The sequence below is a fragment of the Lysinibacillus sp. GJ-1 genome, assembly GCF_021166035.1.
GTDB lineage: Bacteria > Bacillota > Bacilli > Bacillales_A > Planococcaceae > Lysinibacillus > Lysinibacillus sphaericus.
In genome coordinates, this window is sequence record NZ_CP088912.1 from 4,480,667 (window position 1) to 4,495,482 (window position 14,816).

At 38.3% G+C, this 14,816-nt stretch carries 10 protein-coding genes, 6 tRNA genes and 1 pseudogene; 1 reads left to right on the forward strand and 16 read right to left on the reverse strand.

Annotated elements, in window-relative coordinates; genetic code table 11:
- Positions 1 to 2 precede the first annotated feature (2 nt).
- The 16 genes and pseudogenes from LO754_RS22265 to LO754_RS22340 all read right to left on the reverse strand — a co-directional run bounded on the left by LO754_RS22265 (position 3) and on the right by LO754_RS22340 (position 12,846).
- Entirely contained in the window at positions 3 to 1,355 is a 1,353-nt protein-coding gene (locus tag LO754_RS22265; RefSeq protein ID WP_231785291.1) for a GHKL domain-containing protein, read from the reverse strand.
- Positions 1,352 to 2,059 carry a LytR/AlgR family response regulator transcription factor gene (locus tag LO754_RS22270; RefSeq protein WP_231785292.1) on the reverse strand — a complete coding sequence of 236 codons (708 nt, stop codon included), beginning with the start codon at positions 2,057 to 2,059 and terminating at the stop codon, positions 1,352 to 1,354. Before LO754_RS22270 ends, LO754_RS22265 begins: the two co-directional genes overlap by 4 nt.
- A 664-nt stretch (positions 2,060 to 2,723) precedes the next feature.
- Entirely contained in the window at positions 2,724 to 4,526 is a 1,803-nt protein-coding gene (gene glmS, locus LO754_RS22275) for a glutamine--fructose-6-phosphate transaminase (isomerizing) (RefSeq protein ID WP_024364058.1), read from the reverse strand.
- Positions 4,527 to 5,400: 874 nt separating this feature from the next.
- Positions 5,401 to 5,922, reverse strand: coding sequence for a type 1 glutamine amidotransferase domain-containing protein (locus LO754_RS22280; protein WP_025220827.1), 522 nt, complete (start codon positions 5,920 to 5,922; stop codon positions 5,401 to 5,403).
- Between the two features lie 111 nt (positions 5,923 to 6,033).
- Positions 6,034 to 7,386, reverse strand: coding sequence for a phosphoglucosamine mutase (glmM, locus tag LO754_RS22285; protein WP_231785293.1), 1,353 nt, complete (start codon positions 7,384 to 7,386; stop codon positions 6,034 to 6,036).
- Positions 7,387 to 7,706: 320 nt separating this feature from the next.
- Positions 7,707 to 8,759, reverse strand: a complete 1,053-nt coding sequence (locus LO754_RS22290; protein ID WP_231785294.1) for a CdaR family protein — start codon at positions 8,757 to 8,759, stop codon at positions 7,707 to 7,709.
- The gene (gene cdaA / locus LO754_RS22295) at positions 8,752 to 9,588 is read right to left on the reverse strand and encodes a diadenylate cyclase CdaA (protein ID WP_024364062.1); all 837 of its coding nucleotides are present in this window, start codon (positions 9,586 to 9,588) and stop codon (positions 8,752 to 8,754) included. Before cdaA ends, LO754_RS22290 begins: the two co-directional genes overlap by 8 nt.
- Positions 9,589 to 9,737: 149 nt before the next feature.
- Positions 9,738 to 10,361: an anti-sigma factor family protein gene (locus LO754_RS22300; protein WP_024364063.1), complete on the reverse strand. Its 624-nt coding sequence runs from the start codon at positions 10,359 to 10,361 to the stop codon at positions 9,738 to 9,740.
- A 13-nt stretch (positions 10,362 to 10,374) separates the two neighbouring features.
- Positions 10,375 to 10,938, reverse strand: a complete 564-nt coding sequence (sigW, locus tag LO754_RS22305; RefSeq protein WP_004225410.1) for an RNA polymerase sigma factor SigW — start codon at positions 10,936 to 10,938, stop codon at positions 10,375 to 10,377.
- Positions 10,939 to 11,071: 133 nt separating this feature from the next.
- A pseudogene (gene rocF / locus LO754_RS22310) lies at positions 11,072 to 11,974 on the reverse strand (arginase).
- 176 nt (positions 11,975 to 12,150) lie between these two features.
- Positions 12,151 to 12,223 (reverse strand) — tRNA-Lys (locus LO754_RS22315).
- Between the two features lie 13 nt (positions 12,224 to 12,236).
- Positions 12,237 to 12,311, reverse strand: a tRNA-Gln gene (locus tag LO754_RS22320).
- A 20-nt stretch (positions 12,312 to 12,331) separates the two neighbouring features.
- Positions 12,332 to 12,415, reverse strand: a tRNA-Tyr gene (locus LO754_RS22325).
- Between the two features lie 14 nt (positions 12,416 to 12,429).
- A tRNA-Val gene (locus LO754_RS22330) sits at positions 12,430 to 12,505 on the reverse strand.
- A 73-nt stretch (positions 12,506 to 12,578) separates the two neighbouring features.
- A tRNA-Glu gene (locus tag LO754_RS22335) sits at positions 12,579 to 12,653 on the reverse strand.
- 116 nt (positions 12,654 to 12,769) lie between these two features.
- Positions 12,770 to 12,846, reverse strand: a tRNA-Asn gene (locus LO754_RS22340).
- Positions 12,847 to 13,115: 269 nt separating this feature from the next.
- On the opposite strand from LO754_RS22340, the gene mbcS reads away from it, so the two are divergent.
- A complete protein-coding gene (gene mbcS, locus LO754_RS22345; RefSeq protein WP_024364065.1) occupies positions 13,116 to 14,693 on the forward strand; it encodes an acyl-CoA synthetase MbcS in 1,578 nt (525 codons plus the stop codon).
- Positions 14,694 to 14,816 lie beyond the last annotated feature (123 nt).

A 14,816-nucleotide genomic window follows, 5' to 3' on the forward strand; every position in this document is an offset into this window, starting at 1 on the left:
GATTATGATTGTGCTTGAAAATGGAGCATGATATGTAATTCGAACATTTGATGATTTGTGTTGATTTGCATAGCCCCGTTATATTTATTGGCAATGTCTTGTATGATTTGAAGTCCAAGTCCAGTCCCGCAACCTTGTTCATTCACAAAAGTTGGGAGTGGATTAGTCATCGTTAAGATATACGTACATTTATGCTGCGTCGATTGAATACTTATCAAAGCATTAGGTAGATTCTTTGTAGCAGTCAGCGCATTATCAATTGCATTATGCAGGATAATACAAAAATCATATACATCGCAATGTACATAGCTTGGATAGGAGAATGTAGACTCAATGACAACAGCTTGTGCATGCGCCTTTTTTATTTTTTCTTGAATTAAAATGTCAACAATCGCATGTCCTGTAATAGAAGAGGTCACTTTTGAATCCATTTGCTGTTGCATGCTGTTTAAATACACGCTAGCTTCTGTTAATTGTTTCGTTTCAATAAGCCTCTCAACCGTAGCAGAGTGATTTTTCACATCATGCTTTAACCGTTGCATGTCTTTGTATAGATTATCAATACTTTGAAGATGCGCTTGTAGCTGATGGGTTTGATTGACAAGGACTAGCTGCTTTTGCTGCTGTACACGTTGTAAATCAAGTCTTTGCACTAAAATAAGCACGCCAAACATTGCTGCAATGATAATGCAATTATGAATCCCCCAATATTTTAAAAACGGATCTATAACGCCTAGACCAATCTGTTCGTCAATGACTTGGTGATATTGATTCATCATAAAATAGCTCGACATCCCAATAAGCGGCGGTAAAATAAGGAGTAAAATTTCCCGATTTACAAACGTTCGTGGGTGCATGCGTATATATTTTTCGTAAAAATGGATGACACACCATAAGCCCATTGTATAGAAAGCAAGGAGCAGAAACATTAACCAAATTGAATAGCCGAAGTAACCAATTGTTACATCAAATAGATGAGGAATAATCCATTTTTCTACTAGGTAAAACGATAGATCACTAATTGGGCGATATAAAATAATAACAATTGTTGGCGCCATCCAACGTATTGAAAAATAAGTAATGACAATAAAAAACTTTAAATAGATAGAACTATTTTTTATTGGTAGTAATAGTAAAAAGGCTGTTAATGATGCAAATAAATAGACACCAAAATTTGATATATCACCTATCAACCATTCTAGTACTATAACCGCAATAAAATAGCCCATTGCGATAATCAATAAATACGAATGCTGAATAAAAATACGACAAAAACGATAGAAAAAATAAGCTGTACAAACTTGCATTAACCAATTGAAAATTGTGTTCGTTATGTCAAAGCTATCATAACTCATGTATGTAGGTATCCTTTATGATGGATGTAATGCATATAAGCTTGAAGGAATTGTGTATATTTCTTTTGCGAAAGAGGTAATATCGTTCCATTATCTAATATGATTTGTTGCTTAGTATAGCTGGCAATATAGTCAAGGTTGACTAAATAAGAGCGGTTGATTCGGTAAAAGCTATTGCCGAGATTTTCTTCGTACTGTTTAAGTCGCCCTATAAATGTGTATGAGCCATTTTCTATATGTACTGTTAGTTTACGACCCAAAACTTCAATGTAATGAATTTCGTGGTAAAAAACTTTTTGTAAGTCAAAACCAGATTTAATAATGAGATAAGGTAAGTCAATCAACTGACTAGAACGATTGTTAAGTGCTGTATGTAATACCTCATACAATTTTTTCGTGTCAAAAGGTTTTAATAAATAGTGAAATGCTTGCACGTCAAATGCCTGAAAAACATATTGTTCGAATGCTGTTACAAAAATAATCGGGTTTACATGCTGGCGTGCTCTTAATTTTTCAGCTACGACTATACCTTTTATATCAGGCATTTCAATATCTAAAAATAATACATCAAAAGAGCCTTCTTGGTTTAGTAAGTCAAACCCATTGTGGAATTGTTTAATTTGTACGTTAGGGTAACGCACTTTAATTTTAGTTGTAATTGCGTTCGTTATAGCTTTCTCATCATCGCATATCCAAATATTCAAAAGCATCACCTCTCTTGTGTCGAAAGTCTATCATTAAAATAGAGAAAGTCAAATAAATGTTGCACAGCAACAGGATGTATCGACTTACCAAGCCCCTAATAAAAAAATTGTAGTTCTATAAGGATATGTTTTGGAGATTTTATCTACAAAGAGGATAATGCCAATAAAAAACTACACATGAAACGGCGGCATATGCCCAACCGTCCATGTGTAGTTTTTTATTTTTTAACCAATCGTTCTGTTGTAGCTACCTCAATTTCTTCAATAGCCCATTGTGTTAGCAGGACATAACAATGCCTTCTACAGCAGGACGTTCAAAGAATGATTAAGAAATTTCACTGCGTGCGTGTTAAAGAACCAGTTATATTTGTTGGTTTAAAATAAAGTTTAATTAAAACCGTGCTACAAATGCTGATTTTGCAATAGAAGAAACCCATCCATTTTGAAAAAAGATTAATCAAAATGGATGGGTTTAATTTTGTGTAGGAGTTATTTTTTATAAAAAAGTTTGATTAAAACTCACTTAGAATTCTTACATCAAAAAGGGACAAAATGGTGCAACTTTTTTAAAAACAGTACATCTTTATTTTAAACGATACATCTTTTTTATAAACGGTACATCTTTATTTTAAATCTATAATATTAACACCCACAACTCTAAGCCCTACTCCACAGTCACTGATTTAGCTAAGTTACGAGGTTTATCAACGTCACAACGACGGTGTAGTGCCGCATAGTAGCTAATTAACTGTAATGGTACAACTGAAACAAGTGGTGTTAAGTATTCGTTGACATGCGGGATCACTAAACGGTCGCCGTCTTCGTCTACGCCAGCCATAGCGATAATGCATGGGTATGCTCCACGTGCAGCTACCTCTTTGACATTGCCGCGAATATTTAAGGCTACCGATTCTTGTGTGACAAGGGCGAAAACGGGTGTGCCTTCTTCAATCAAAGCAATCGTACCATGTTTTAGTTCGCCACCTGCAAAACCTTCTGCTTGAATATATGAAATTTCTTTTAGTTTTAAAGCACCTTCAAGACTTACACAGAAGTCGATATTTCGACCAATGAAGAAAGCGTTGCGTGCAATTTTTAAGTAGTCCTCTGCGATGTCTTCTAATACATCTTTTGCATCAATAATTGTTTGAATACCGTTGGCCGCAATTGCAAGCTCTTGTTTTAAATCAAATTCTAAGCCTTTACCGCTTGCTTTTGCTGTCACATATGCTGCTAGTGCAAGTACTGCCACCTGCGCTACATATGCTTTTGTTGAAGCTACAGCGATTTCAGGACCTGCATGTAATAATAATGTATAATCTGCTTCACGTGATAGCGTTGAACCTGGTACGTTTGTAATCGTTAATGTTGGATACCCAAGCTCTTTAATTTTCACAAGTACTTGGCGGCTATCCGCTGTTTCACCTGATTGGGTAATAAAGATAAATAGTGGTTTTTCTGAAAGTAGTGGCATGTTATAACCAAACTCGCTTGAAATATGCACTTCTACCGGAATACCAGCCATTTTCTCGAAATATTGTTTACCGATTAAACCTGCATGGTAACTTGTGCCGGCAGCAATAATGTATAATCGATCGGCAGCTTGCAATGCTTGTAATATCGCTGCATCAATTGTTAAATCGCCATTTTCACCTTCGTACGCTTGAATGATTTTACGGATAACTGTTGGCTGTTCATCCATCTCTTTTAACATATAGTGAGGGTACGTACCTTTTTCAATATCGCTCATATCAAGCTCTGCTGTGTAAGGTGCACGCTCCACTACTGTGCCATCTAATTTTGTAATTTGCACACTACCTTTGTGCACGATAACGACTTCTTTATCGTGTAATTCCACAAATTGATCAGTTACTTGTAGCATTGCCATCGCATCTGATGCAACTACATTGAAACCATCGCCTACACCTACAAGAAGTGGTGATTTGTTTTTCGCCACAAAAATTGTATCTGCCGCTTCAGCATCTAATAATGCAAGTGCATAAGAGCCGTGTAGTAGAGATAATGTTTTGCGGAACGCCTCTGCTGTTTGCAGTCCATCTTTCACAAATAGCTCTACTAACTGCACGATTACTTCTGTATCCGTGTCAGATTTCATTGGGATGCCTTTTAAGTATGTTTTTTGTAATAAATGATAGTTTTCAATCACACCATTATGCACAATCGTAAAACGACCTGATGCGCTTTGATGAGGGTGCGCGTTTAAACGGTTAGGTACTCCGTGCGTTGCCCAACGTGTATGACCGATCCCTACCTTAGCCGCTACATCCTCGTCTACTGCTCCACGTAAATCGGCGATACGACCTTTTTCCTTGAAGATTGTTACGCCTTCTTCGTTGCGTACAGCGATACCTGCTGAGTCATAGCCACGGTACTCTAGCTTCTCTAAACCTTTTAATAAAATTTCCTTAGCATCTGATTCACCAATATATCCTACAATTCCACACATATTATATTTCCTCCGATATTGTCATATTAACGCAATGACAAACTAGACCTCAGCCTATCGAAATTTTTCGGTGGGCGTAAACAGTACCGCTTATTTTCAAAACGAAAATAAACATACTTATGCGCGCACGTCCTCAGACTATTTCAGCTATCTAAAATAGTGCTTTGCTCGATACGTGAAGTTTTCCTATTTATCTATTGCTCTACTTATACCTTCTCCATTTTCTGTACATTCAATCACTCAAATGCTTTCAAAATGAAAAATGACAATCGGGTATGTCGATCGGGAGGCATCCGCCGAATTTTCGATAAACCTCCACCTCGTCTGCTGAAGATGTCTTCGTCCAATTTCTTCAGCTCAGGCGCTATAATTGTTTTCCGATTTTTGTGCTTCCTTTCCTCCTTTAGCACTTGCTAAGCGGACAAGGTCACCCAAGCCGTCAGCTTCTCCATAATACTCAATCATATGCTATTCGTCAAATTTTCGTTATTAAAAATAACCCTTAGCTACTTTTTTTGTGACAAACTATCAAAGTGTAAGATGAGAAATGCCAGCATGATTGTATAACAATAGCAAAATGGCTAGGACAAAAGTGAAAAAGTGTTAGATTGACCGCCACCAATCTAACACTTTTTTGCTGTGTCGTTGTTGTCCGCTTCGGCGGTGCTTTCCGCTCAGCACAGTAAGCCGCAACCATCGCTAACTTGTAAAATGCCTGCGTCTTACGCTGTGTGCGTCCTGAGCAGGAGTCACCGCCTTTGCTACCAACAACTAGTTTTTCCTTTTTATTTAATTAGCGATAATTTATCAACACCAATGTACCACTATTTAATATTTTAAGGTTATGTCCCAGCCTCTTAAAAAGGAACGACGCTTAGCTCTCTTTGCTTGCAAGTAATTTCACAATTTCTCGGTTAAAAGCTGGTAAATCTTTTGGTGTACGACTTGTTACTAATTGCTTTTGACAAACAAATACTTCTTCGTCATGGAAAATAGCACCTGCATTTTCCAAGTCTACTTGTATGGATTTATAGCCTGTTGCATCACGTCCATTTAATGTTTTGGCTGTAATCAGTAGCTGTGGCCCGTGACAAATTGCAAAGGTTGGCTTCATGTCATCCATAAACGTTTTGACGAAGGCTACAATGCGATCATCTGCACGTAAAATATCCGGTGAAAAGCCACCTGGAATAAACAGTGCATCAAACTCTGAAGCATGAACTTCCTCGATTCCCTTATCAATTTTCACTTTTTCACCATGTTTACCTTCAACTTCTTTTCCTGCTTCAATGTCAATTGTAATGACCTCATGCCCGGCAGCCTCTAATGCTGCCTTTGGACTTGTATACTCCACGTCTTCAAACATATCTGTTATTACTGTTGCAATTTTAGCCATATAAATTAAACACCCCTTGTTTATTGTGACTCTGTTTTATACTTCCCTCCTTCAAAAATTTCAAACATAAAAAAACGACCTCCCAATGGTGGGAGATCGCGTAATTTATAATTATTCTGTTAAACCCATTTCCGTACGTACTACATTGGCAATACGTTCTACATAAATTTCGCAATCCGTTTCTGTAGCAGCTTCCACCATTACACGAACAAGTGGCTCAGTGCCAGAAGGACGTACTAAAATACGACCGTTTCCAGCCATATCTGATTCAACTTCTGCTATTACAGCTGCCACCTTAGCATTTTCCGTCACTGCATGCTTGTCTGTTACACGTACATTGACTAAACGTTGCGGGAAGATTGTCATTTCTGCTGCAAGCTCTGATAACTTTTTGCCAGTAGCTTTCATAATACTAACGAGTTGAATACCTGTTAGCAAGCCATCACCCGTTGTATTAAAGTCTAAGAACACAATATGACCAGATTGCTCTCCGCCAAGATTGTATTCATTAGCACGCATTTCTTCCACAACGTAACGATCGCCTACAGCCGTTTGTACGCTATGCATGCCGTTTTCTTCAACAGCCTTGTAGAAGCCCATATTACTCATCACTGTTGAGACAATTGTTTGCTTTTTCAAACGACCAACTGCATTTAAGTGTTTACCAATGATAAACATAATTTGGTCACCGTCAACAATTTTACCTTTTTCGTCTACTGCAATAAGACGATCGCCATCTCCATCGAATGCTAAACCAACATCTGCACCCTTTTCAGTCACAAATGCAGCAAGACCTTCTGGATGTGTTGAACCAACACCGTCATTAATGTTCAGACCTGTTGGGGAAGCACCCATTGTTGAAATGTCTGCTTCTAAGTCGGCAAATAAATGAGTTGCCAATGATGATGTTGCACCATGTGCGCAATCTAGCGCTACATGAATACCATCAAATTCTTCATCTACCGTTTGCTTTAGGTATTGAATATACTTTTGTCCACCTTCGAAATAGTCACTTACAATGCCTAGATCTGCACCGATTGGACGTGGTAATGTATCTTCTTGAGCATCAAGAATTGCTTCAATTTCTGCTTCTTGAGCATCAGTTAACTTGAAACCATCGGGACCAAAAAATTTAATGCCATTGTCGGCAACTGGGTTATGTGAAGCTGAAATCATGACGCCTGCATCTGCACTCATAATTCGGGAAAGATAAGCAACACCCGGTGTAGAAATTACACCAAGACGCATTACCTCTACGCCAATTGATAAAAGCCCAGCTACTAGTGCACCTTCAAGCATTTCGCCTGAAATACGTGTGTCACGACCAATTAATACCTTTGGACGCCCTGTTGCATCCTTTGTTAAAACATAGCCACCTACAAGGCCTAGTTTAAATGCAAACTCCGGTGTTAATTCACTATTCGCGACGCCACGGACGCCATCTGTTCCAAAATATTTACCCATTCTAATTGTTCTCTCCTTCAATGCAAGACGACCGCATCATGCTTATTTCCTGCGGACAATCGGACGGCTCGTCTGCTTACTTTTGGAAAAGTCTATTTTTTATTTATCTACTAGTATATAGGCCTCTTCAAATCACTTTCAAAGGCTCTAAGGCAAAAAGATGTCAGTACTCAAGTGTCGCACATTCACTATAACGGAATTATACAAGTGCTAACTTGAGCTATTATGTTCGTCAGCATTTTCGCTTTGCTGGATCACACAATTTATAGAGACAGGAAATCTCATATATGAATCAAGTTAAAATTATAGTCAGTTATTGTTTAAGAATCAATATCTTCTGTCACAGGTTCAGGATTTGTCTCTGTAGGATTAGCAATCGTTTCCTTTTCTGCCGGTTCTACTGGATCCACCTGATCTACCTTTTCGGCTTTCTCTGCCTTTGTAACATTCGCTTTAATTTTAACTTTCTGTTGAGATACTTTAGTCGCACCCTCTGGTAATTTCACATCAAATTCATACGTTTTCGATTCCGTAATTTTTGATAAATCCACTTCAACAGGTACTTCGGTTAAAACATCAATAATAGATTTCTTGCCAAATAGCCTTAAGCTAGTAGTATCAAGGGTTAATTGATTAATGGTAATCCCTTCTGCTGCTTTGCCCGTTTCCTTTATCGTAACAGGAAGTTCTTTGCTATATTCAGCAATATCTACCCGTACCTTAACCTGTTCTGGTTCTATTATCACATCTAATTTATTTAAATCACGATCTAATACTTTAACAGCCGCTGCTTGAGAGAAAGGTTGTTTCAAGCCTTGTTCACCCGTAACAGTCGCTTTCACATAGCTAATGCTTTCAATAGCACTTTTTGCCCCTGTTACAAACACAGTTGCTGGGTTAGCAGACATTCCTTTTAAGTAATATCCTTCATCTATTAAACGATTATTCATTTCTGGATCTACACGGAACTCTTGTGTGACTTTTTCCTCTATATTTACATTCACTTTTGCTGGGTCTAGCGTCACTTGCAACTTATCAGAAATATTTTCGTATTGTAGTTCAACGCTATGCTCACCAATTAATAAATCATTTAAATTTACAAATACTGAGAAATCTTTCACTAATTTTGCTTGTAAGGCGATTTGTTTTGGTCCCCTTACCGTGACATTCACTGTTTTTGGAATACCCGTCACGATGAGACTATCATCATCATAATAAACTTCTACGGGTACATCTCGAATGACTTCAACCTGTTCAGTCATCGCAGTTTTATCTGTAGAAGCTAACTCGGTCCGAACAGAGAAAAATAGTAAGCACGCTAGAAAAAGCGCAATGATTCGCAATACCCATGGGCTATCCATCATTTTATCCATTCTTTTTCCCCCTCCAAGTCAACTTAGAGGCTGCATTCGATTCTTGTGCTGATCCGAACCACATTTTGCGTAACAGTGTTTCGAATTCCTCTAGAGAAAGATTGCGATGTAGATTTCCATTTAACGTAATACTAATAGCTCCCGTTTCCTCTGATACGATAATCGTAATCGCATCTGTTACTTCACTAAGCCCAAGAGCTGCACGATGTCGTGTACCAAGTTCCTTTGAAATAAACGGACTTTCCGAAAGTGGTAAATAGCAAGCTGCTGCTGTAACCTTATCTTTCTGCATAATGACTGCACCATCATGTAATGGTGTATTCGGTATAAAAATGTTAATAAGCAATTCAGAAGAAACTTCTGCATTTAGACCTATTCCCGTTTCAATATATTCATTCAAGCCTGTGTCTTTTTCTATAGAAATTAATGCACCAATTCGGCGTTTTGCCATATAGCTAACCGACTTCTTCATGGCCTCAATCAGTCTTGTTTGCTCTTCTTCTTCTTGACTTGTCGAACGTTGGAAAAGCTTTCCTCGTCCAATTTGTTCTAGACCTCGTCGTATTTCCGGTTGGAAGATGATAATGATGGCCAAGAAACCAAACTCGATTACTTGCTTTAGCATCCACCCCAAAGTTTCTAACCCTAAAAAGTCTGTTGCGATACGTGCAATAATTATGACGAAAATGCCTTTCAATAGTTGGACAGCTTTCGTCCCTTTAATGAGGGTTAAAATTTTATAAACAACGTACCAAACGAGCAGTACATCTATGAAGTTAATAGCAATATTCACTGGTGTTAAATCCGTGAATTGTTCGATAATTTGCACGTGGCATCCCCCACTTTTCATTGCGAATCCATACACATTTAAGTATAGCACATTCTTTTCAAATGTAACTTTTTTCAAATGAAAAGTCTACCCATATGAGTAGACTTTTCATCCTCTACCGTGCACTACCATGTAGGACGTATAGAGTTCTATTTAGTTTCTTTTTCCTCAAATGTCATTGCTGCCTTGACGGAATTTTTGATAGTATACCATAACCATTCGAATGCTTCGTCAATTTCCTCGATATTGCCTGAAACGACTGCTGAAGATGCCATATACTGACCGTTAATAATCGTTACATTGCCATCTACTTCACCCTCAACAAGTAAGTCGCCATTTTTGACGACGATATCGCCTTTTACGACCTCTCCTTCTGGAACAATAACCGTTTGTCCTTCTACAACAAGGTTTGGTTGTTTGGAGACCGAGAAGTTTTGATCATCCATGAAACTACCTAATAAAGTAGCACTCATAAATAAACAGAAAACTGCTGCTGCCACAAAGAACGGATGACGACGAATCCATTTTTGCATACCTACACGACTTTTGGGTTTTGGTAAACGTGCCATCACCGCAGCTTCGAAATCCGGAGGTGCTGTAATATGGGAAGCACTCTTCACAAAGGCGATCGTTTCACTCAATTCTTGCATCAATTGCTTGCAATCACCGCATGATTGCAAATGTTGTTTCAACTCTTGCTCATGCTCACGACTAATGTCACCGTCTAAATAATCATGCATATAATCAATAATATGCTCTGGACAAATATTCATGACGCTCCCCCTCCTACAGATTGTTTAATTGCTTTCGTAATGCTTCACGTCCGCGGTGAATTCTCGTTTTCACTGTCCCAAGAGGCATATCCAAAATTTCACTGATTTCCTGTAACGATAATTCTTCAATATATTTCAATACTATAACTGAACGATATTTATCCGGCAATCGTCCAATCTCATATTGAATACGATCTTGTAGCTCCATCTGCTCTAACTGTTCCTCTGGTAGTTGGTCATCTGCTGCAATCTGCGAATACATATCGAGCCCTTCTGTACCAGCTACCTCCGCATCTAAATAATAATCCGGCTTTTTCTTTCTAATACGGTCTATGCAGAGGTTCGTCGCAATGCGATAAAGCCACGTCGAAAATTTTCTTTTTTGATCAAAAGTATGCAAGTTCATATAAGCGCGAACAAATGCTTCTTGTGCAATATCCTCAGATTCTTGCTTGTTTCCTAACATTCGGTAGCATACTTGGTACAGTTTGTGCTGATAGAGACTCACAATATCGGCAAATGCGTTTTGATCGCCTTTAAGCACTTGTTTTATTCTCTTATTTACTAACGCATCCATTGTGTTTACTTCTCCACCTTTACAACTGTCTTATACTATACGACCCGACTATAAGAAAAGTTTCAATTTATATTCAATTATAACAAAAGTTTTTTAAACGATGTGGCGATAAACATTTTTTTCACAATTTACATTAAACTAGTGTCTCACCAAACAAAGAACCTATTAATGCTACTGCCACATCTGCCGTTTTATTTTTCTCGTCTAGTATAGGATTCACCTCAACAAATTCAGCAGATGTTAACATCCCTGATTCTTGTAGCATTTCCATTGCTAAATGACTTTCACGATACGATATACCGCCAGGCACCGGCGTTCCCACTCCTGGTGTATAAAGCGGGTCTAGACCATCTAAATCTAACGATAAATGTAAACCGTCTACTTTACGTTCTTGTAAGTAAGCGATTGCATCTTCCATCACACGCGTCATACCAAGTCGATCAATTTCATGCATTGTATAGACCTTAATACCTTGTTGGCGAATTAGCTCACGTTCCCCCGGATCTACTGAACGTGCACCGATAATAATGACATTTTCAGGCTTAACCTTTGGTGCATAGTTGCGAATTTGTACAAGACGTTCATGACCCAATCCAATACTAACCGCAAGTGGCATACCGTGAATATTACCAGATGGTGTTGTTTCAGGTGTATTCAGATCGGCATGTGCATCAAACCAAATAACACCTAGGTTTTGAAAGTGCTCTCCAAGTCCTGCAAGCGTACCGATTGCAATACTATGATCACCGCCAAATACAAGCGGAAATTTTTTTTGTTCTAACACTTCATGTACTTGGTTAGCTAATGTGGTACTGATATCTATAACTTCCTCTAAATTTAATAGCTGTTTATCAACTTCTTTACTATCATGCTTTTGACTAACAAGTATATCTCCTGATCATGTACCTCGTGTCCGATTGCCTCTAATCGCTCTACAACGCCCGCATATCGAATTGCACTTACCCATGTCAACCCCTCTTCGTGTTTGTCCGTAATCTGTTGGTACTCCAATAATTGATACTTGTTGTTTATTCATATTTTTATACCCCTTTTGGTGATAAGACTATTGTAAAGCCTACAATACACTTGGCTCAACCCAACAATAAATCGTATATTTATTCATTTAATACGTAAAAAAATCTCCTGCTGTTTTCAGCAAGAGATTAGTATCTGTAGTTAATGTTACACTTTTGAATTTAATATATAGAAAAGTGAGCCATGAAGGACTCGAACCTTCGACCCTCTGATTAAAAGTCAGATGCTCTACCAACTGAGCTAATGGCTCATAAAAGAAAAAATGGCTGGGGTACTAGGATTCGAACCTAGGCATGACGGAATCAAAATCCGTTGCCTTACCGCTTGGCTATACCCCAATCATTTAAATAAATAAAACTGGTGGAGGGGGACGGATTCGAACCGCCGAACCCTAAGGAGCGGATTTACAGTCCGCCGCGTTTAGCCACTTCGCTACCCCTCCGAAAAAACACTATATGGTGGAGGATGACGGGCTCGAACCGCCGACCCTCTGCTTGTAAGGCAGATGCTCTCCCAGCTGAGCTAATCCTCCATAGAAACAGGTGTTATTTCTTCACAGTTTATTTATCTTTTTAAGCCTATGCATTACTACGATGTTTTGAAAATGGTGACCCCTACGGGATTCGAACCCGTGTTACCGCCGTGAAAGGGCGGTGTCTTAACCGCTTGACCAAGGGGCCATTTATTATGTCTCAAACAAGACAAGATTTATATTAACATCATTTTCATTTTGATGCAAGTATTTTTTAAAAATTTCTTTTTGAAATTATAAATTAGTTAAAAAAGTGCAAAAAAATGGCTCCGAAGGCAGGACTCGAACCTGCGACAACCTGATTAACAGTCAGGTGCTACTACCAACTGAGCTACTTCGGAACAATACTATTTAATTTGGTTTTGACAACCTCTTAAGTACATTTATTATTATAGCAAGCATTCTAAATTATGCAATACTTTTTCAACAAAATTATTTAATTTATTGCATAATTTTCGAATTGACGTATATCAAACCTCAATAGTTCTCTATTAAATCTAATATTTCTATTTAATGTATCAAATATTCTTGCTGTATATTATTGTAATTGTTAAAATAAAAATAGTTTTACGAATTTTCTATTAAATTTGTTTTGGGGAGGAATGTTCATATGGTAACAAAGGATTTAATTGCACCAGAGCTTTACAACATCACGGAGGAATTAGAGAAATTCTCCCAAGATAGTGATCGCCAAGCTATAAGATGGTTGGATGCACAACAAAACCGACGTACAATTTCTTATGCCGATCTTATTCAAAAAATGAATCAATACGCGAATGCTTTTACGGAGAGAGGATTACAAAAAGGGGATCGTGTTTTAGTGATTATTCCCCGCCTACCAGAAGCTTATTTTGTTTTCCTTGGCTGTTTAAAAGCAGGTATCGTTCCGATCTCTTGTTCAGAGATGTTACGCGCAAGTGATTTAGAATATCGTATGGAACACTCTTCTGCAACTGCTGTTATTGCCTACGAGGCTTTCACTAGTGAAGTAGATAAAATTACTTCTTCCGTTGCAGCATTGGATAATAAATTAGTAATTGGCAACGCTACGAACAATTGGATTTCTTTAGATGCATTAGCTGAAAAGCAACCTACAAGCTTTACAGCTGTTGCGACAAAACGCGATGATATGGCATTCCTATCTTATACTTCAGGCACAACAGGTAAACCTAAAGGGGTGGTTCACTCTCATGGCTGGGGCTATGCGCATATTCGAACAGCAGCTTCCAAATGGCTTTGTGTACGTGAAGGGGACTTAGTCTGGGCTACTGCAGCACCGGGCTGGCAAAAATGGATTTGGAGTCCATTTTTATCGACAATTATGTTAGGAGCAACGGCTTTTGTCTATCATGGTAGTTTTGAACCTCATACGTATCTTCAACTCCTACAGGACGAAAAAGTCAATGTGCTATGTTGCACGCCGACAGAATATCGTATTATGGCAAAGATTGATAATCTTAAAGATTACAACTTAGCTTCATTAAGAAGTGCTGTTTCTGCAGGTGAGCCATTAAATCGTCCAGTTATTGAAACATTTATGAACAATTTTGGTCTGAAAGTACGAGATGGTTATGGACAAACAGAAAATACATTATTAATAGGTACGCTTGAAAACACAGAATTACGACCTGGTTCTATGGGTGTTCCTACACCTGGAAATATTGTACGTATTATAGACCATGAAGGTAATGAAGCACCCGTAGGAGAAGTCGGAGACATCGCTGTCCATAAATCATCGCCTGCCTTATTCAAGGAATATTACCGTGAGCCTGAACGCACGCAAGCTGCCTTTAGAGGTGAGTGGTATATTACAGGTGACCAAGCAAAATGTGATGAGGATGGATACTTCTGGTTTGAAGGACGTGGAGATGACATTATTATCTCATCAGGCTACACAATTGGACCATTTGAAGTGGAAGATGCTTTAAACAAACACGAGGCTGTACAAGAATGTGCAGTTGTTGCTGCACCAGATGAAATTAGAGGGCATATAGTAAAAGCGTTTGTAATCTTACGTGAGAGCTTTAGAGGGCGTGATGAGGACGAATTAATAAAAGAACTTCAAGAGCATGTTAAAGCGCTAACAGCACCATATAAATACCCTCGTAGTATTGTCTTTTTAGATGAGCTTCCTAAGACCACATCGGGCAAAATTCGTCGTATTGAATTACGTGCGACTACTGTTTAAAAAACAATTTTGGAGACATTTCACGCATTATGGTGAAATGTCTCCATTCTTTATATGAATTTACAGTTTGCCATGTTTAATGGTACTCTATAGTCATATTTAAAAAGAAATTAAAAAAAGCCA

Coding starts and splice junctions, on each gene's coding strand:
- sigW (WP_004225410.1), bottom strand. CDS start 10,938: ATGGATGCGTTAGTAAATAAGAGAATAAAACAAGTGCTTAAAGGCGAT.
- LO754_RS22300 (WP_024364063.1), bottom strand. CDS start 10,361: ATGAATATTTGTCCAGAGCATATTATTGATTATATGCATGATTATTTA.
- glmS (WP_024364058.1), bottom strand. CDS start 4,526: ATGTGTGGAATTGTAGGATATATTGGTGAATCAGATGCTAAGGAAATT.
- glmM (WP_231785293.1), bottom strand. CDS start 7,386: ATGGGTAAATATTTTGGAACAGATGGCGTCCGTGGCGTCGCGAATAGT.
- LO754_RS22290 (WP_231785294.1), bottom strand. CDS start 8,759: ATGGATAAAATGATGGATAGCCCATGGGTATTGCGAATCATTGCGCTT.
- LO754_RS22280 (WP_025220827.1), bottom strand. CDS start 5,922: ATGGCTAAAATTGCAACAGTAATAACAGATATGTTTGAAGACGTGGAG.
- mbcS (WP_024364065.1), top strand. CDS start 13,116: ATGGTAACAAAGGATTTAATTGCACCAGAGCTTTACAACATCACGGAG.
- LO754_RS22265 (WP_231785291.1), bottom strand. CDS start 1,355: ATGAGTTATGATAGCTTTGACATAACGAACACAATTTTCAATTGGTTA.